Genomic DNA, 17,991 nt, shown 5'->3' on the forward strand with positions numbered 1-17,991 from the left:
ATCCTCAGGAGCGTCGCTGAATCATCAACTACCGCACTCAAATGGAAATGGCGAAACAGGGACTGTGAAATGAAGAAATTTGCCTTACTACTTACACTGGCAATTACCTCGGTAACGGCCTGCGCACAAGCCGACCAAGTCATTACCGCAGTATTCTCCGGCATGAAGTTCCAGGTGCCCGGCGCCCCCGTGATCATCGGTGCTCTCGGCCAGAGCAACGATATCCTGCTGATAAAGTTTTCAAACAATCCCGGAGAGCGTTACATCAGTTTTAGTGCCGAGAATTCACTGGATACTGGCGGCTGCGAAGTGGGCACCTTCTTCGAAGCTATTCTGGAAAAGAGTTCGGAGGGTGAGTGCGAAAAATCCGCCGTTGAATCGTTCCAGAGCGTATTCGTCAAAGGGACACGTTCAGGCGCTTGGAAGGGAGAGGATCGGTATTATTACTTCCTCTCCGATAGCGAAAGGTCTTTTGTCTTTTTCAGGTCTCAGGCTGGGCATCTGGTTAAGCTTGAATCCGATTTTCTTGAGGCTCGGGATTTCAGGGCACTGCTGGGAGATGCCACCAATCCGTGAGCCCAGAAGCTCGAAAACTGAAAGTGAGCCGAGATCCCAAGGTGAGGAATTAACACTCTAAAAATGTGAGTCAACAGGCTACAACCCGGCGTAGCGGGCGCCCGTAAACGGGCGCACACGCCCTCTACATAGACTTGTTCTTCCTATCGGACATCATGTCCTTTTCCATGGTCTCCTTGGCCATGTTTCCTTTCTCCATGCCGTCATTCATCTTGTCTTCTGTTTTCATCTCGTCATGCATGGTGTCGGCCTTCATTGTGTCTTTGTGCATGCCGTCATCTTTCATGTCGTCCTGCATCATCTTCTCTTCCATACCCATGCTGTCTTTGTCCGTATCTGCCGCGTGGGCCGGGGCTAACATGGCCAGGGTGGTGCCGAGAGCAATGAGTGTGGCTGTCAGGGTTTTCATTCTGCATTCTCCTTACTGGAAACATTCGATGTTCGACGCCTCTCAGTCCGTAACCTGAAGACTGAAGGCGTCAGAATGCAAAGTACCCGGGTGCGCTTACAGAGCTGTCACGGCCCGATAACGAATCAGTAAAGGAAGGGTCACAGAACTCTTACGGGCTACACCGGAAACCCTCTCTCTGCTTCAAGCCCGACAAACGGCTCAAACGATGACACGTTTTTGCGTTTCCAAAAGCTCAAACGTCTGCTCAATCAGCCGGCGTTCTTCCTGTGCAATACGTTGAGCAAAAAGATCCCCAAGTGAACTGTCTTGCCGGGCAGGACACGTGGCGGCAACCTCCAGGCAGGCATGAAACAGGCGATCTGACCGGAACAGAGATTCGCTGTCCCCTGAACCGGAGGCCATTTCCCGGCTAGCCATCAGCTCACTCGCCAGGTCGATAAAGGCGTCGAGTATCTGCCCGGGTTTCCACCACCCGGCTCGAAGCGTTCCCGCAGCCATGCCCTGATGTCATCAGACTCGTACAGCCATCGCTCACTGCCATCATCCTGACGCATCTTCAGGCAGGGCACCTTGACCTGACCACCGCCGGCCTCAAGCGCGGCACGGTGCTGCGGGTCATGCTGGGCATCTCGGGTTTCAATGTTCAGACCCAGCCGGGCAACTTCTTTGCGTACCTTGATGCAGAACGGGCAGGCTCTGAACTGGTAAAGGGCAAGATCCTTGCTGGCCTCGTCGACGCGGGCCTGCTGTTCAGCGCTGCGGGTAACGCCCGTGGGCGTGCTGAGCTTTTCGCTGAGCAACATGAATGGCGTCAGAACAAGGCGCAGGGCGCGGAAAAAATAACGGATAATGGTTCTCATGGGTAACACTCAAACTCCGGATTGAAAGTAACCTACCGGGTGGCGGCACTCTAGGCTTGATTTATATACGTCACAGCCGGCGGTGAGGATAACATTTTCGTACCGATTGGATAGGCCGCTGAAGCGGTGCTCAGTTACAACCTGAAGCGGGCACCTTACCTGCTCTCATCTCGCCAACAATTCATCGTTCGGTTGGGTCGCAAAGCGAACATTCAGACGAAACGGAAAGCGGTTAAGCGAGAGGGGAGCAGGTCAGGTGTGTCAGGGTTAATTTGATACCCATACAGAAGCCTAGCGTACTATTCCACCATGTTAATAATCTCATCAGTTCCAATATGAAGACTGTGATGAATAATATGACAGCACAACATCGCGTCGCTTGGCGGTCCTTCCCGACAGGCCCCGTGACAGCAGCGTATAAACGCATGGTGGATGCGGGGGAGGTACAACGAGATGACGCGCAGGTCGCTTTGGCGGCAAAATTCGATGCCCTGCACGGTTCTCTTACCTCGCTCCCACCAGTACCAGTACGCAGCGACGAACCGACAGAGGGCAGCTTTAAAAACAGCAGTCCACTGTTACGGTTACTGGCGCGATCCTTGGCACACGCTCAGTCTTTTCTTCGAAAGAAGTTCCATTTGTGGTCTTTTGGTCCACCACCGCGAGGCATGTACATTCATGGACCGGTCGGGGTCGGCAAGAGCTTTCTAATGGATCTCTTTTACGCGTCGGTTTCTGTTCCTGATGATAATTCTTGCTGTACTAATGACAGCCACAAACACATAAACATAACCAAACGCCGCGTCCACTTTCATGAGTTCATGCTAGACGTCCATCATCGCATCTTTGCCTACAAACAGGAGTACCCACGAGGCGATGCGATTCCCATCATCGCGCAACAATTGGCACAAGAAGCCCAACTCCTCTGTTTCGATGAATTTCAAGTGACAGACGTTGCCGATGCCATGATTTTGAAGCGACTGTTTTCATTATTATTGGATTTGAATGTGGTGGTAGTGGCTACCTCGAATCGCTCTCCCGATGCCTTGTATGAAGGAGGCATTAACCGCTCCCTCTTTTTGCCATTCATAGACATGTTAAAACACACATTCGACATTATTTCCATGGAGGATTCCAGCAAGGATTATCGACTTGAAAATCGAGCGGATGGTCAATCCTATTTTTGGTCAAACAAGAAAGTTCATAGTGATAATAATAGTAAAAACAACATGCAAGCGCAGTTGGAAAAAATATTTGGTAGCGCTGCATCCGGAACTGAGGCCGAGATCATTTCCGTCCCCTTTGGTCGCACCGTCCAGGTGACCCGATTGAATGACCGGTGCGCCTGGTTTGACTTTTCCGAGTTGTGCTACCAACCGCTCGGGGCGGCCGATTATATTTCTCTCTGCCGCCGATTTCCGGTCATCATCATGGAGCGCGTCCCCCAACTGGACGCCAATCACCTCAACGAAGCACGACGATTCGTGACCCTCATTGACGCGTGTTATGAATCTCGCACCCGCTTGGTGCTGGCGGCACAAGTCCCGCTCGACGAGTTGTTTGTTGATTTTGAAGCGCAAGTCGAAAGCAGCGACGGAGATGAAGAATTGATTGTCAATGAAAAGGGAGGAAACTCAAGTTCCTTTGCGACCACCATGATTCGCACCAAAGAGGGAGAATATTATGAGTGGTCGGCGACGGGTCGAATTGGCGTGTCGCTGGCACAATTATCGTCTGCCAATGATCTCGCCTTTTCCTTTCGACGAGCCGCTTCTCGGTTGGTTGAAATGGGAGGAAATGAATGGGGACGGCAATGACTATGTGATCCGGTCGGCCCACCCGCCCGGCCTCGCGGTAGATGCTATGCTGACGCAGGATTTCTTGTCGACGAGTCCAGGTAGTCCATCAGATCGGCGCGGGTCATGGGGCGGGCATACAGATATCCCTGCAAACCAGTCAAAGACTTTTCGTGAAGTATGCGAGCCTGGAGCTCAGTTTCTACACCCTCTGCAATAACTTCCAAGTGGAGGCTTCTTGATAGTGCAGCCACGGAATCCACGATGGCTTCTCCGGCGGCTGTTTGTCCCAGCTCGCGAATAAAGCTTTTGTCGATTTTCAACTGATCCACGTCCAAACGGTGCAGATACGCCAGAGACGAGTAGCCAGTGCCAAAATCATCAATTGCGAACCGAAATCCCCGCTGCCGCAAAGCCTGCATCTGCTGATAGGTTTCCTGTTGTTGGCCCATCAAAAGATTTTCGGTGATTTCCAGGGTAAAGCGGTCTGCCGTCAGGTCATACTTTGCCAGGAAAAAATCGAGACGTTCGGTGAGCTTGTAGTTTTGGAGCTGGAGCGGGCTGATATTGATGGCAAGCCGAAAGGCTGGCGGCAATCGATCTTTCTTGCGCAATTCTGCGAGCATCTGGCAGCTCTGTTCGAACACGATATCCTGAAGCTGATAGATCAACCCTGCCCGTTCCGCCACCGGGATAAACGCATCCGGGGGGATGGTGTCTTCTTCCGGGTCAAACCAGCGCAGCAATGCCTCTGCGCCGAAAAGGGCCCCGTCTGGTGTCAACTGAGGCTGAAAGTAGGCCGCAAAATCCATGTTCCGAATGGCGTGAACCATCCGACGCTCCAGATCAAGGCGCCGGTCAGCCTCCCGTTGCAGCGATTCTTCAAAGAACGCGACTCGATTGCCACCATGGCGCTTGGCTTCATACATCGCGGCGTCTGCTTTGCGTAGCAGGTCTTCTGTTTTCAATCCGGGCTTGTCGGCCAGGGCTATTCCGACGCTGACGCTGACGCTGTAGGCATGGCCCTGACTTTCCAGGGGTGCATTGAAGCAATCGAGTATCCTATGCGCCACTGCTGTTGCGGATTCGGCCAGCTCATCCTTACCTGTTAAAGGCTCGCGCAACAATACAATGAACTCATCCCCACCAAGACGCGCGACTATTTCCGAACGGCGCGTCTGACCCTCAAGCCGCCGTGCAACCTGCTGGAGCAGCAAGTCACCCTGTTGGTGTCCCAGGCTGTCGTTGATGCGTTTAAAATCATTAAGATCGAGGAACATCACTGCGCCGCTGGCGTGGCCGCGATTCACCTCTTCCAGTAGCTGTTCCAGCTGTTCCTCAGCATGGCGGCGATTGGGTAAGCCGGTAAGCGCATCGAACAACGCCAAGCGGGCAGCGTTTTCTTCGGCGCACTTGCGGGTCGTGACTTCACGGGCCATCCACAAGACATAGGAGTCATCAAGACCCTCGGTATAAAAATCATCGACGATCGCGGTTCTGCCCTCGAAAACCCGGCGCTCGCCTTCCGTCACAACTTCATACTCGAAAATCTGCATCTCCCCGGTCGCGAGGGTCTCGCGCGCTACCGTCATCACCTCTTCAGCGAGTTCGGGGTCGAACAGGTTTTCTATTGACTGGCCCCATAGTGTCTCTGATGGTGCCATCAGCTCGAAGGTATCACCGCAAAAATCAATATAGTGACCTGACAGATCAAGCACGATAGCCACATCCGGGATTACCTGCATGACAGCACTCAGCCTCGCGTTTATCTTTCCCAAAGCTGCAGTAAGCCGGGACTGCTGTTCAGCCAGCCTGTAATGATCAATGACAAGCAGTGCGAGGGCCGAAAAAGCCTGAATCAGGTACAAATGCAAGCGTGAGGGAGAGCGCTGGTCAGGATAGTAAATGGCAAAACTGGCGAGAACCGTGCCGTCGGAAGCAATGATAGGATTTGACCAGCAGGCGCCCAGTCCGTTGAACATGGCCAGATCCCTAAAGTCCTGCCAAAGCGGATCGGTCGCGATATCGGTTACCACCACCTGCTCTCGACGAAAAAGTGCGGTGCCGCAAGAGCCGATGCCTTCACCTATCGTCACTCCATCGATAGCCTCGCAGTAGGCCTCCGGCAGGCTGGGAGCGGCGCAGTGTTTCAGTCGTTGGCCATCAAGCAACAAAATGGAGCAAAAGGCGCTGTCGCCCTTCAGAGCTTGTTCTATCTCGCGGCAAAGCAAGTCCATGCTGGAGACCAGACCATCGCCACGAATAGCTCTCCCCAGAACCTTTCGCTGGATCTGGTATATGGCCGACCTCTGGGATTCGTCTAATTCGCTCTCGTCCATACAAGGACCTTATTTTGATAGCTTCGGCTTTACCTTGACCCCAAATTCTATTGCATTTAATCGCCAGCATAAGCGGGCGCGGGACATTGGTTAACAGTTGTCGCTTAACAAAGCGTCAAAGCGGCATTGCAACCGGATGAAACACGGCAGATCGTTTGAACTGTCCTATGTAACTATGGCTCAGGGCATGCCTATACGCCACTCGAATGCCTGTATCAGTTTCTCCGCAGACTAGAGTTTTCCGCCTGCAAAGGGGCCTGGCAAACCCGGGTCGCTTGATAGCAATTCGAACACATGGCCCGGTAATGTCTGGTTGAGTTCATCCCGGGCCCGCTGTTGCAATAAACCGGGTTCGGCAGCGGATATCTTCACCGGCCAGCGTTTCTTCGCCAACACAGTCTCCTGGTACTGCAGCATCAGCTCGTAGGAGCCACGCAACCAGAACCAGCCCTGCTGTTCACTGACCGGCGCCAGATCGGAAAGCCCGCGTAGTACATAATCTGACTGCGCCACAGTCTTCACGCCAAGCCTGGTCAGGGCACGCTGTAGCTCTGCTTTCACCGATGGATCATCGGCCTGAACCGTGATCGGCAGGGTGCCCAACGCATTGCGAATCAGGGTGTCCACCGCCGCCTGGTCGTACTGACCGATAACCCCCTGGCCGTCGGCTACAATCATCAGATTCTCGTTGAGCTGATCTCGCTGAATCTGGGCGCTGCGGGCACGTTTCAAGGCGTTGAGGGCGGATATCGGATTGTTAGCGGTAACACTGGCGTAGCGAATCAGATCCTTGATCTCGCGGTCGGAAGTCAATATGGACTGGCGGAAGCGGCTGGCGGCAGGTTGTTTGGCCAGCACAGCCAGGGCGTGAACCCGTCCTGGATTATTGTTATCGTCCCAGTACTCAACAACCCGCGCACCTTGCAGTACCTGTTGGGTCTCAGTGCTCACCGCGCGGGTAACCCTTTGTTCGTTGGTAATCTGCAACTGCCCCGGCCCGGCATTCATCTGAGCACTGCTAAAGTCTGTCGAGCGTTCCTGGACGCTCACTTCAAATATCTTGGCCAGGTTGCTGATCGCCCGATCCGATGCCCTTTGCCGGTCATCGGCTGATCCCGTCGCCGAAAGATGCGTGGCCGCCGGATAGGCCGATTCAGGGTTATTCAGCCACTCCGGTCTATCAGGTATGGAGCTACAGGCAGTCATAGCCAGCACACTCAACACAACCAGCAAACCGGCCAGGGTCTTTGGCTGAATCAAAGATGAACTGAATGCAGGTCTATTGTTCATTAGGCTGTCCTTCGATAGATTCCAGGCCCTCATAGGGCGGATAACTGAGCAGGCGATTATTCAGACTGGTTACCAACACGACACCGTAATGGCGTGAGCCAAGCTTGTTCAGCGCTGGTAACTCGACGTTCTTGGCGACAATCCCGACCGAGGCATCCAGAGGCGTCACCAGCCGCGCCAACTGGATAGACGAGGGCAGCATATTCCAGCTACGCACATCGGCCTGCTCTGACAGCAAACCGGCAATATTGGCCAGGAAACCGCCAAGTTCTCCACTTTCTCTCGCTTTCCTGACCATCTGGTATTTGGTAATTGCCCGAACGGTCGCCGCAGCCATGGTTTTTGCACTCTGATCCGCAAGGTCTTCACGCGCCCGTTGTTCGATCATTTCTATCACTTCGGTATTTCTGAGGTCTCCGGCTTTGATCGAAAGATGCCTGGTCTGGTAACGCGATGGCGGATAATGAGGCATGACGATGCTGATCTGCGCCTCCAGATTCGGATCAAACACCAAAAGGCGGGTTTCGGTTTTATTGGTAACCACACCATCGTGGTAAAACACAATCCATTCGCCTTCATGAGCCCCGGGCAATGAGGCCTCGCGGCCAAACTCACTGACGTATCGCTGATACTCTTCATCGTTACGGTTTTCATTGTTTCGGCGCAAGCTGACATGCAACAGGCTGGTAGCCAGGGCCTCAGGAACCTTTTCTTTACGAGCCCTGATGATCTGGTGCGCCCGGCGATAGCTGATCATGGCATCATCGAGTTCACCGTTCATTTCGTAAACCAGCCCTGCTAAAAAGCGCACGCTTGCCAGTTGCCCGCTGACAGACTCCGTGTCTCCCAGCTGACTCATGGTGACATCCGCCTGCAGCATTTCGACCCGCGCGCCGTCCCGGTCGCCACTGAACAGATAACCCATGGCCAGCATGGCATGCACCAGCACCTGTTCACTTGGCGTTCCGCCATAGCTGCGAAGCGTCTCGTTGGTCGTCAGGGCACCAAAGTTTTCGGACAGACTGACCGCCTTCAGAGACATCATGATCGCCTTGGCCTGCTCAAGATCCTGTCGGCTACCGGCCAGGTCTCCGGTGTAGAACTTCAGCAGGCCCCGATTCAGCAGGTACTGGCTTCTGTCACGGTCTGGCGGATCAATGTCTTCCAGTTTTGCCAGGGTCTTTTCAGGGCCTACCGCCGGCAGCTCTGCCGAAAGCTGATTGATTTGCCAGGAGGTGCATCCCTGCAGATACAACAAGCACAGCAACACCACTGGACTCGCCAGAAACCGGAACACATGCATCTCGCCAATCACGGTCTATCTGTCATCCAAAAGCAGACTAATAGCGGATGGACGGGTTTTTAATCAGCTTCTTGATTTTCTTCTGACCCAGCCAGACCTTGCGGTTGTCGGCCATGCTGATCAGGGTAAGGTCGACCTGATAGAAACGCACCTGTTGTTTGCCCTCGGCATCAATGATGGTGTTGATCTGTCCGGTCAGCATGAAATCTGCGCCCAGCTCCTGACCTGCGGCGTTGCGAGTATCATCCCGGGCATTCAGATCCTGATCGAGGCGCTCATCACGTATTTCGCCACGCTCGTCTTTCGACGCGACAAAATCCACGCGCCCGGAATTGACCAGTTCACGCTCCATATCGGCGACAAAGGTTTTCAGGTTGATGTGTTCATGGCTCAGGTTACGAACCGTGCCCACAATCACCGCAGGCCGCTCACCGCTTCGGGTAGTAAAATCAGTGATCCAGGGTCGGGACAGGACATCCTGAATCATCTCCTGGGCCACCAGCCGTGAATCGCTGTCATTCCAGGCGCCGCTCAGATCAATCGTGCTGTCACTGTCTACCCGCTCAACTGATGTTCCGCAGCCGCTGAACAGCAGGACCGCAAAAATAACTACCCAGATTTTCATTACTGTTGTCCTTGCACGAATCGTTCGAAGTTGGCGTTGGCCTTGCCAGAATAAAACGCCTTGAAATTATCAGACAGCTTGCTGGCCGTCTGGATAGAGTCGTCCAGCGCCTCCATATCCATTTCCGCGAAGGAATAGACATTGCCAGTGTTGCTGTCTTTCCAGCGCGCCTTGATTCTGACGCCGTTCAGGGCCGTTCTGGTTGAACTGACCAGGGTCTGTTCGATACTGCTGACGGCCGAATCTCCTGTGCTGGACGAATAGTCGCTCAGGGTGCTGTCGACATAGCTGGAGACTACCCGCGCAACTTCTGCTCGGGCCCTGCTGTCTGCTGTAGAGATCTGCAACGACTGATTGTTCAGGGGCGGTGCATAGGCAACCCCCTGAATATAGCGACCGTCATCGTCGTCAACAGCCTGGGTGCCTTCATTAACCCAGTCAGGGGCACCTGATATGCCCATATCGCTTTCAAGGGTTTCTCTGCTGCTGCAAGCAGCCAGGCCGGCCAGAACGGTCAGGATCATGGCGGCCGATAGTGAACGCTTCAACATAGGTGTTTTACTCCTGGCGCTTGTGCCGTAAATACTTGATGTCGAGAATAACCTAAGTTCCGGTTTCAATCATCAAAGCTAGCGTTATGGCGGTTACTCAGCCTCAAGGAATGAGGGCGCACTCATCAATTCCCAGAGGCGGGTCTGAGATGCAGATGAAGCCTCGAGAAAAGTCAGGTCAAAGAATCAAGTCTCGCAGAGAACGGAAGTGATCAATCAATCCCGGACCGTATTTTAAGATTTTCCTTGGCCGCAACGGGCGGAATGTCATCGTTGAATGTGTGAGGCCGGTATCGATTAGAAACCGGCATCGTGACCGGTGGCTAGACCGTCAGGTGCTTCCTGATAAGTTCATCTGTCAGACCCGCAATCTCGTCTTCTGCAACTCTCCTCCCCCGATCCAGAATCGCAAACCGATCTGCATACTTCCGCGCAAACGGCAACTTCTGCTCAACCAGGAGAACGGTGAGTCCATCCTCCTCAATCAGCCTACGAATAACCTCGCCAATCTGCGCCACAATATTCGGCTGAATCCCCTCCCCCGGCTCATCCAGAATCAACAGCCTGGGCTCAATCACCAACGCCCGCCCAATGGCCAGTTGCTGTTGCTGCCCACCAGACAGGTCGCCACCTCTGCGGTGTTTCATTTCCTTCAGCACCGGAAACAGCTCATACACCCGCTCGGGGATTTTCTTGCTGCCATCCTTACGCACCGCCAGGCCGGTGCGCAGGTTTTCTTCCACGGTCAGTAGCGGGAATATCTGCCGGCCCTGGGGCACGTAACCAATGCCCAGTCTTGAGCGGTCTTCGATTTTCTTTTTGGTGAGCTCCACGTCCTGCGCAAATTCGATGCTGCCGCTTTTGGTGGTTTCCTCGCCCATGATGCATTTCATCAAGGTGGTTTTGCCCACGCCGTTGCGGCCCATTACGCAGGTGCACTGGCCCTGGGGTACGTCCAGGTCCAGATCCCAGAGGGTGTGGCTTTCGCCGTAGTATTGGTTGAGCTTCTGGATCTTCAGCATTACGCCTCCTCCCCGAGATAAACCTTGATGACTTCCGGGTCATTGGACACCTGGTCCATGGTGCCTTCGGCCAGCACGCTGCCCTGGTGCAGCACGGTGACCTGGCGGGCGATGGAGCGCACGAACCCCATGTCGTGCTCCACCACCACCACGGACTGCTTACCGGCCAGGCTGGTGAGCAGTTCGGCGGTGCGTTCCATTTCCTGTTCGGTCATGCCCGCTACCGGCTCGTCCACCAGCAGCAGCCGGGGTTTCTGCATCAGCAGCATGCCGATTTCCAGCCACTGTTTCTGGCCGTGGGAGAGGATGCCGGCGGGCTTGTCCCGCAGTTGTTTCAGACCAATCATTTCCAGCACTTCGTCGATGCGGTCGCGGTATTCCGCTTTCATGATGGCAGTCAGCGTGGGCCAGATGCGCTTGTCGGCGGCCATGGCCAGTTCCAGGTTTTCGAAAACGGTGAGGGCTTCAAACACGGTGGGTTTCTGGAACTTGCGGCCGATGCCCAGGCTGGCGATGTCCGGCTCGTTCATGGTGAGCAGGTTGTGGCGGCTGCCGAACCATACCGAGCCGGTGTCCGGCCGGGTTTTACCGGTGATGATGTCCATCATGGTGGTTTTGCCCGCGCCGTTGGGGCCGATGATGCAGCGCAGCTCGCCGTCGTCGATGGTGAGATTGAGGTTGTTGATGGCACGGAAGCCGTCAAAGCTCACGTTGACGTCCTCGAGGTACAGGATCGGGCCATGGCGCACGTCCACCGGGGAGGCCTCGGGCGCAAGGAATTCGAACACCCGATCACGGTTGCTCAGTTGCTCGAATACGCTCATGCGCTGGCCTCCTTCGACTGGGGTTTATAAGAGCCGTTTTCGGTCGGGTCATCGTCCTCCTGCTTGCGGCGTTTCTGCAGCAGGCCAGCAATACCCTTGGGCAGGAACACGGTCACCAGCACAAACAGGCCGCCGAGGGCGAACAACCAGGCGTCTGGCATCACGCCGGTGAACACGGTTTTGGCGTAGTTCACCAGGATGGCGCCGATCACCGCACCGTAGAGGGTGGCGCGACCACCCAAGGCAACCCACACCACGATCTCGATGGAGAACAGCGGCGAGAATTCGCTGGGGTTGATGATGCCCACCTGGGGCACGTACAACGCCCCGGCCACACCCGCCAGCATGGCGGACACCACGAACACGAACAGCTGCACCCATTCCACCCGGTATCCCAGAAAGCGGGTACGGGCTTCGGCGTCACGGCAGGCGATGCTGACCCGGCCGAGCTTGCTGGTGACGATGCCGCGGCAGATCACGTAGCCGACGGCCAGCGCGATGCCGGTGGCGATGAACAGCCCCAACCGGGTGGCGTCGGTGCGCAGGTTAAAGCCGACGATGTCGCGGAAGTCGGTCAGGCCGTTGTTGCCGCCAAAGCCCATTTCGTTGCGGAAGAACGCCAGCATCAGCGCAAAGGTCAGCGCCTGGGTGATGATCGACAGGTACACCCCGGTCACCCGCGAGCGGAACGCCAGGAAGCCGAACACCAGCGCCAGCAGGCCCGGGGCCAGCAGCACCATGATGAAGGCGAACCAGGCCATGTCGAAGCCCTGCCAGTACCAGGGCAGCGAGTCCCAGTTCAGAAACACCATGAAGTCCGGCAGCACCGGGTCACCATAAGTGCCGCGATCGCCGATCTGGCGCATCAGGTACATGCCCATAGCGTAGCCGCCGAGGGCAAAGAAGGCTCCGTGGCCGAGGCTGAGAATACCCAGGTAACCCCACACCAGGTCCACCGCCACCGCCAGCAGCGCGTAGCACAGGTATTTCCCCAGCAGGGTGACGGTATAGGCGCTGACATGCAGCGCATGGCCTTCCGGCATGATCAGGTGCAGCAGGGTGACCAGCGCCACCGCCGCGAACAGCACCCCGAGAAAGACCTGGGTGGAACGTTCCTGCAAAGGTCTTGTTAACCACATAGCTCAGCCCTCCGCAGCCCGGCCTTTCTGGGGAAATAGTCCCTTCGGCCGTTTTTGAATGAACAGAATGATCAGCACCAGCACCATGATCTTGGCCAGTACCGAGCCGGCCCAGGGTTCCAGAATCTGGTTGATGGTGCCCAGTGACAGCCCCGCCAGCAGGGTGCCCCAGAGGTTACCCACGCCGCCAAACACCACCACCATGAAGGAATCGATGATGTAGTTCTGGCCCAGATTGGGGCCGACGTTGGTGATCTGTGACAGCGCCACGCCCGCCAGCCCGGCCACGCCGGAACCCAGGCCGAAAGTCAGGATGTCTACGCGGGTGGCACGAATGCCCATGGAACGGGCCATGGCGCGGTTCTGGGTCACGGCCCGCACTTCCAGGCCGAGGCGGGTCTTGCGCATAATCAACATCAGCCCGGCGAATACCACCAGGGCAAAACCGATGACGTACATGCGGTTCAGGGTCAGCGACAGCGCGTCGTTGATCACCAGCGAGCCGCTCATCCACTCCGGGGTGGTCACCGAACGGTTGAGGGGGGAAATCACCGTGCGCACCAGTTGCTGCAGAATCAGGCTGACACCGAAGGTGGCCAGCAGGGTTTCCAGCGGGCGGCCTTTGAGGTGCTGGATCACGCTGCGTTCGATGGCGATGCCCGCCAGCGCCGCGACCAGAAAGCCGGCGGGAATGGACAGGATCAGCGCCAGCCCGGGCTGGCCCGGTAACAGCTGCTGCATGCCCCAGGTGGTGTAGGCCCCCAGCATGATCAGTTCGCCGTGGGCCATGTTGATCACGCCCATCACGCCAAAGGTGATGGCCAGACCAATGGCCGCCAGCACCAGCACCGAGCCGAGAGACAACCCGAAATACAGGGTCTCCGCAACGCGGTTCATTTGCAGTTTCTGCTCGATAGAGACCAGCGCCTGTTTGGCGCGAGCGGCGGCTGCGGGGTCATCCCCGGCCACGGCGTTATTGAGGGCGGCGCGGGCGTTGCTGTGGAGGCTCCCGGTCAGTACGTCGATGGCCTCGACCCGGGCCTGGGAGTCGCCCTGCTCCAGCTGGTAAATGGCAACGGACTCTTCAATGCGATTGCGAACCGGACCCGGCAGGTCCCGTTCCAGTAATTTGTTCAGTGGGTTCACCACACTGTTGTTCACTTTGCCCATCATGGCTTCGGCGGCGTTTTCCTGAACTTCGGGGTCGTCCGAATACAGGTCCAGCATGGCCAGCACGCCTTCCAGTTTGCCGCGGATGGCATTATTGATGTTCACCCGGTCCAGCTCCCGGCGGGAGATCTCGCCCAGGTTGTCACCGGTAAGCGGGTCGGCAATGGTCCAGTTGCGGCCTACGTTGCGCAGCACTTCCACCACCTGCCCGGTGTTTTTGTTGCGACTCAGACGGTTATTGCCATAAGCATCCAGCCAGTCTCGGGCGCGGGGATCACCGCTGTCGACAATGGCTTCAATGGCGGCGTCGATTTGCCGTGGGGAGGCGTCGGCCAGGTCCGCGAGCAGCGCCTGACCGGGGTCGGCTTTTACCGGGCTGGCGACGATGAATGCGAGTGCCAGCAGCACGGTCAGGCCCAGGCGTTTGAGACAAGGGGATGCGAGCCATCGGGAGATGCCCATGTGTCCGTCCTGTTGTTGAAGAGAAAGGATGGGTTCGGAACTCGGGAAACACCCGGGGCGCTCACGCGGCCCCGGGGTTCATTCTGCGAGATGTGATCGGCAGATCAGTCAGCGTCGGCCAGGGCCTGCTCGCCGGCAGAGGCGCCACAGGTGCCGGATTTGACGTTGAAGTTGCCGCACTTAAGCGGCGCACGCCAATCGGCAATCAGGTCACGGGAACCCGGCAGGAAGTCAGACCAGGCATCACCCGCCACGGTGGAGGAGGTTTCCCACACCACGGAGAACTGGCCGTTGTCCTGAATCTCGCCGATCAGCACCGGCTTGGTGATGTGGTGGTTCGGCATCATGGTAGCGTAACCGCCGGTCAGGTTGGGAACGGCCACGCCGATGATGGCGTCTTTCACCGCGTCCACATCGGTGGTGCCGGCTTTCTTCACCGCTTCCACGTACATGTTAAAGCCAATGTAGTGAGCTTCCATGGGGTCGTTAGTCACGGCTTTCTCGTCGCCCTTGTACTCAACCCAGGCGTCGATGAAGTCGTAGTTGGCGTCGCTGTCCACACTCATGAAGTAGTTCCATGCGGCCAGGTGACCCACCAGCGGTCCGGTGTCGATACCCGCCAGTTCCTGCTCGCCCACGGAGAAAGCCACCACCGGGATGTCGGAAGAGGCGATGCCCTGGTTGCCCAGCTCACGGTAGAACGGCACGTTGGCGTCGCCGTTGATGGTGGAAACCACTGCGGTCTTCTTGCCGGCGCTGCCGAACTTCTTGATATCAGACACAATGGACTGCCAGTCGGAGTGACCGAAAGGCGTGTAATTGATCATGATGTCGGCTTCGGCCACACCCATGTCTTTCAGGTAGGTTTCCAGAATCTTGTTGGTGGTGCGGGGGTATACATAGTCCGTGCCCGCCAGAACCCAGCGCTCAACGCCCAGCTCGTTCTTCAGGTAGTCCACCGCCGGGATGGCCTGCTGGTTGGGCGCGGCACCGGTATAGAAAACGTTTTCTGACGACTCTTCACCTTCATACTGCACCGGGTAGAACAGCAGGCCGTTGAGCTCTTCCACCACCGGCAGTACCGACTTGCGGGACACTGACGTCCAGTTGCCGAAAATCACGTCTACCTTCTCTTTTTCCAGCAGCTCACGGGCTTTCTCGGCAAACAGCGGCCAGTTGGAGGCGGGGTCGACCACAACGGCTTCCAGCTGACGGCCGTCAATGCCGCCTTTGGCGTTCTGCTGTTCGATCAGCATTTCCATGGTGTCTTTCAGGGCGGTTTCACTGATCGCCATGGTGCCGGACAGAGAGTGCAGGATGCCAACCTTGATGGGATCTTCCGCGGCCATGGCGTGGAAGGATAACGACAGCGCCAGAGCAGAGAGGCCCAGCTTCACGTATTTTTTGATGCTCATGTTGTGAGTCCTTTTACTTTGTTGGGTTTTACCTGATTAGAGAGTGTCGTTCGTCGTAAACGCACTTCCCTCTCTGCATCTGCTGTTCCACATTACCCATATATTCCGCAAAAACAGCGACTTATCTAGTATACAAGCAGATCGATTCGTACCCGGCCAGAACCAAATCCCCCTTAACTCACTGTTTTACGGTTCTGTTTTGGTGCGCCCGCACCGGCTTTGGGCGCTCACTTTTGAAGCGCCATTTCCGCAAAAAACACTATCCAACTGTTTTTAAACGCTTTTAAAGAAAATTTGTCAAATGGCACGGGCATTGCCAATCAGGATGTATACAAGATGACAAACTGCACGAGGACAACCCATGCCTTCAACAACCGGATGGACACTGCATGACTGGCGCGCCGCCTACGGTCAGGGCCAGTCGCCGGAGTCCCTGCTGGGCGAATTGCTGACCAGCCTGGATACCACCCCTAATAAAGACGTGGCCTGGATCTCCCTGATCGATCAGGCCGGCCTGAAGAAAGCGCTGGCGGATCTGGACCAGCTGGCGCAACAGTCCGGCGGTAATCGGGCAGCGCTGCCTTTATATGGTGTGCCGTTCGCAGTGAAGGACAACATTGATGCTGTGGGTTTCGAGACCACCGCTGGTTGCCCTGCCTACGCCTATACACCCCAGCAGGACGCCGCCACCGTCGCCCGCCTCAAGGCCGCCGGCGCCATCCTGATTGGCAAAACCAACCTGGATCAGTTCGCCACCGGGCTGGTGGGCACCCGCTCGCCGTACGGAGCGGTGCCCAACACCTTCAAACCGGAAGTGATCAGCGGCGGTTCCAGCTCCGGTTCCGCGTCGGTGGTGGCCCGCGGGCTGGTACCGTTTGCCCTGGGGACCGACACCGCCGGTTCCGGCCGGGTGCCGGCGGGGCTGAACAACCTGGTGGGGCTGAAACCCACCAAAGGTCAGTTCAGCATTGAAGGCGTGGTGCCGGCCTGCAAGTCCCTGGATTGCGTGTCGATCTTTGCCCTGACGGTGGGCGACGCCGGGGCCGTGCAGCAGGTAATGGCTGGCTATCAGCCGACCGATGCGTTCTCCCGCCAGGCGCCTACCACCCTGCCCGACGATGCACCGGCCATTCGCCGGAACGGCCCCATCAAACGCCTGGCCATTCCCGAACAGCCCCAGTGGTTCGGGGATCAACAGGCGGAAGCGGCCTGGAATACCGCCCTCAGTAACTGGCGCCAGCAGGATGTGGAGCTGGTGCCGTTGGATTTTGCGCGGATGTCGGAACTGGCGGCACTGCTGTACGAGGGCCCCTGGGTCGCAGAACGCCACGCGGCAGTGGAAGGGTTTATCGCGGAGCACGCCCGCGAGATGAATCCGGTGGTGAAAGGCATTATCGAAAAAGCCGCCAACTTCACCGCCACCGATGCCTTCAAGGCCCAGTACCGCAAGGAAGAGCTGGTGCGCGCCATTGATGGACAACTGCAGGATATCGACGCCCTGCTGGTGCCTACGGCCCCTACCGCCCCGACTATTGACGCGGTGAATGCGGACCCGGTCACTCTCAACAGTCAGCTGGGCACTTACACCAATTTCGTCAACCTGGCGGATTTCTGTGCCCTGGCGGTGCCCGCCGGTTTCCGCGACGACGGCCTGCCTTTCGGAGTCACCCTGATCAGCGGTGCCTGGAAAGACGCCGAACTGCAGAGGCTGGCCAGCCAGTGGCTGAACGCCCACCCCACCCCGCTGGGCGCCACCGACCTGAACCGCCCCATCGAAGAACCGGCCGCCCCGATGCCGGCGGACACCATTACCGTCGCCGTGGTGGGTGCTCACCTCAGCGGCATGCCCCTGAACACCCAGCTCACCGAGCGCAACGCGGTGCTGCTGGAGCAGACCACCACTTCAGCCAACTACTGCCTGTACGCCCTGCCCAACACCACACCGCCGAAACCGGGGCTCAAACGGGTTGGCCCGGAAAACGGCCGCGAAATGATCGTGGAGGTGTGGCAGATGGCCAGCTCTGAGTTCGGCTCCTTGGTTGACCTGATTCCGGCGCCCCTGGGCATCGGCAACGTGGAGCTGGCCGATGGCCGCTGGGTCAACGGCTTTATTTGCGAAGGCTACGGCTTCGAAGGCGCCCGGGACGTGACCGAATTCGGCGGCTGGCGCGCCTTCATCACCGCCCTCAAATCCGGACAGGCATAAG

At 57.0% G+C, this 17,991-nt stretch carries 16 protein-coding genes; 3 read left to right on the forward strand and 13 right to left on the reverse strand.

Annotated features, from left to right (window positions below):
* The first annotated feature begins 69 nt into the window (after nt 1-69).
* Nucleotides 70-576 (forward strand): hypothetical protein, encoded by a 507-nt coding sequence (locus MLC70_RS05730; RefSeq protein ID WP_248182142.1) that lies wholly within the window; start codon nt 70-72, stop codon nt 574-576.
* A 124-nt stretch (nt 577-700) separates the two neighbouring features.
* On the opposite strand, the gene MLC70_RS05735 is transcribed toward MLC70_RS05730, so the two are convergent.
* The 3 genes from MLC70_RS05735 to MLC70_RS05745 form a co-directional block, all read right to left on the reverse strand.
* Nucleotides 701-985 carry a hypothetical protein gene (locus MLC70_RS05735; RefSeq protein ID WP_248182143.1) on the reverse strand — a complete coding sequence of 95 codons (285 nt, stop codon included), beginning with the start codon at nt 983-985 and terminating at the stop codon, nt 701-703.
* Nucleotides 986-1,186: 201 nt separating this feature from the next.
* Nucleotides 1,187-1,405 carry a hypothetical protein gene (locus MLC70_RS05740; RefSeq protein WP_248182145.1) on the reverse strand — a complete coding sequence of 73 codons (219 nt, stop codon included), beginning with the start codon at nt 1,403-1,405 and terminating at the stop codon, nt 1,187-1,189.
* Nucleotides 1,405-1,848, reverse strand: a complete 444-nt coding sequence (locus MLC70_RS05745; protein ID WP_248182146.1) for a glutaredoxin family protein — start codon at nt 1,846-1,848, stop codon at nt 1,405-1,407. Before MLC70_RS05745 ends, MLC70_RS05740 begins: the two co-directional genes overlap by 1 nt.
* 347 nt (nt 1,849-2,195) lie before the next feature.
* On the opposite strand from MLC70_RS05745, the gene zapE reads away from it, so the two are divergent.
* Nucleotides 2,196-3,665, forward strand: coding sequence for a cell division protein ZapE (zapE, locus tag MLC70_RS05750; protein ID WP_248182148.1), 1,470 nt, complete (start codon nt 2,196-2,198; stop codon nt 3,663-3,665).
* A gap of 44 nt (nt 3,666-3,709) precedes the next feature.
* On the opposite strand, the gene MLC70_RS05755 is transcribed toward zapE, so the two are convergent.
* From MLC70_RS05755 to urtA, 10 genes are all read right to left on the reverse strand, one after another.
* On the reverse strand, nt 3,710-5,983 hold the full coding sequence (locus tag MLC70_RS05755) for a putative bifunctional diguanylate cyclase/phosphodiesterase (protein WP_248182149.1): 2,274 nt from the start codon (nt 5,981-5,983) through the stop codon (nt 3,710-3,712).
* A gap of 231 nt (nt 5,984-6,214) precedes the next feature.
* Nucleotides 6,215-7,273, reverse strand: coding sequence for an LPP20 family lipoprotein (locus MLC70_RS05760; protein ID WP_248182152.1), 1,059 nt, complete (start codon nt 7,271-7,273; stop codon nt 6,215-6,217).
* On the reverse strand, nt 7,263-8,588 hold the full coding sequence (locus tag MLC70_RS05765) for a COG3014 family protein (RefSeq protein ID WP_248182153.1): 1,326 nt from the start codon (nt 8,586-8,588) through the stop codon (nt 7,263-7,265). The genes MLC70_RS05760 and MLC70_RS05765 overlap by 11 nt, the downstream gene beginning before the upstream one ends.
* Nucleotides 8,589-8,613: 25 nt before the next feature.
* Nucleotides 8,614-9,201 (reverse strand): penicillin-binding protein activator LpoB, encoded by a 588-nt coding sequence (locus tag MLC70_RS05770; RefSeq protein ID WP_248182155.1) that lies wholly within the window; start codon nt 9,199-9,201, stop codon nt 8,614-8,616.
* Nucleotides 9,201-9,752, reverse strand: coding sequence for an LPP20 family lipoprotein (locus tag MLC70_RS05775; protein WP_248182157.1), 552 nt, complete (start codon nt 9,750-9,752; stop codon nt 9,201-9,203). The genes MLC70_RS05770 and MLC70_RS05775 overlap by 1 nt, the downstream gene beginning before the upstream one ends.
* Nucleotides 9,753-10,075: 323 nt before the next feature.
* Nucleotides 10,076-10,774, reverse strand: a complete 699-nt coding sequence (urtE, locus tag MLC70_RS05780; RefSeq protein WP_248182159.1) for an urea ABC transporter ATP-binding subunit UrtE — start codon at nt 10,772-10,774, stop codon at nt 10,076-10,078.
* Nucleotides 10,774-11,598: an urea ABC transporter ATP-binding protein UrtD gene (gene urtD / locus MLC70_RS05785; protein ID WP_248182161.1), complete on the reverse strand. Its 825-nt coding sequence runs from the start codon at nt 11,596-11,598 to the stop codon at nt 10,774-10,776. Before urtD ends, urtE begins: the two co-directional genes overlap by 1 nt.
* Entirely contained in the window at nt 11,595-12,737 is a 1,143-nt protein-coding gene (gene urtC / locus MLC70_RS05790) for an urea ABC transporter permease subunit UrtC (RefSeq protein WP_248182162.1), read from the reverse strand. The genes urtD and urtC overlap by 4 nt, the downstream gene beginning before the upstream one ends.
* 3 nt (nt 12,738-12,740) lie before the next feature.
* On the reverse strand, nt 12,741-14,369 hold the full coding sequence (urtB, locus tag MLC70_RS05795) for an urea ABC transporter permease subunit UrtB (RefSeq protein WP_248182164.1): 1,629 nt from the start codon (nt 14,367-14,369) through the stop codon (nt 12,741-12,743).
* A gap of 104 nt (nt 14,370-14,473) precedes the next feature.
* Nucleotides 14,474-15,784, reverse strand: coding sequence for an urea ABC transporter substrate-binding protein (gene urtA, locus MLC70_RS05800; RefSeq protein WP_248182165.1), 1,311 nt, complete (start codon nt 15,782-15,784; stop codon nt 14,474-14,476).
* A gap of 361 nt (nt 15,785-16,145) precedes the next feature.
* Between urtA and atzF the strand changes: the two genes are divergently transcribed.
* Nucleotides 16,146-17,990, forward strand: a complete 1,845-nt coding sequence (gene atzF, locus MLC70_RS05805; RefSeq protein WP_248182166.1) for an allophanate hydrolase — start codon at nt 16,146-16,148, stop codon at nt 17,988-17,990.
* The last annotated feature ends 1 nt before the right edge of the window (nt 17,991 follow it).

Source organism: Marinobacter goseongensis (genome assembly GCF_023156235.1).
Lineage (GTDB): Bacteria > Pseudomonadota > Gammaproteobacteria > Pseudomonadales > Oleiphilaceae > Marinobacter > Marinobacter goseongensis.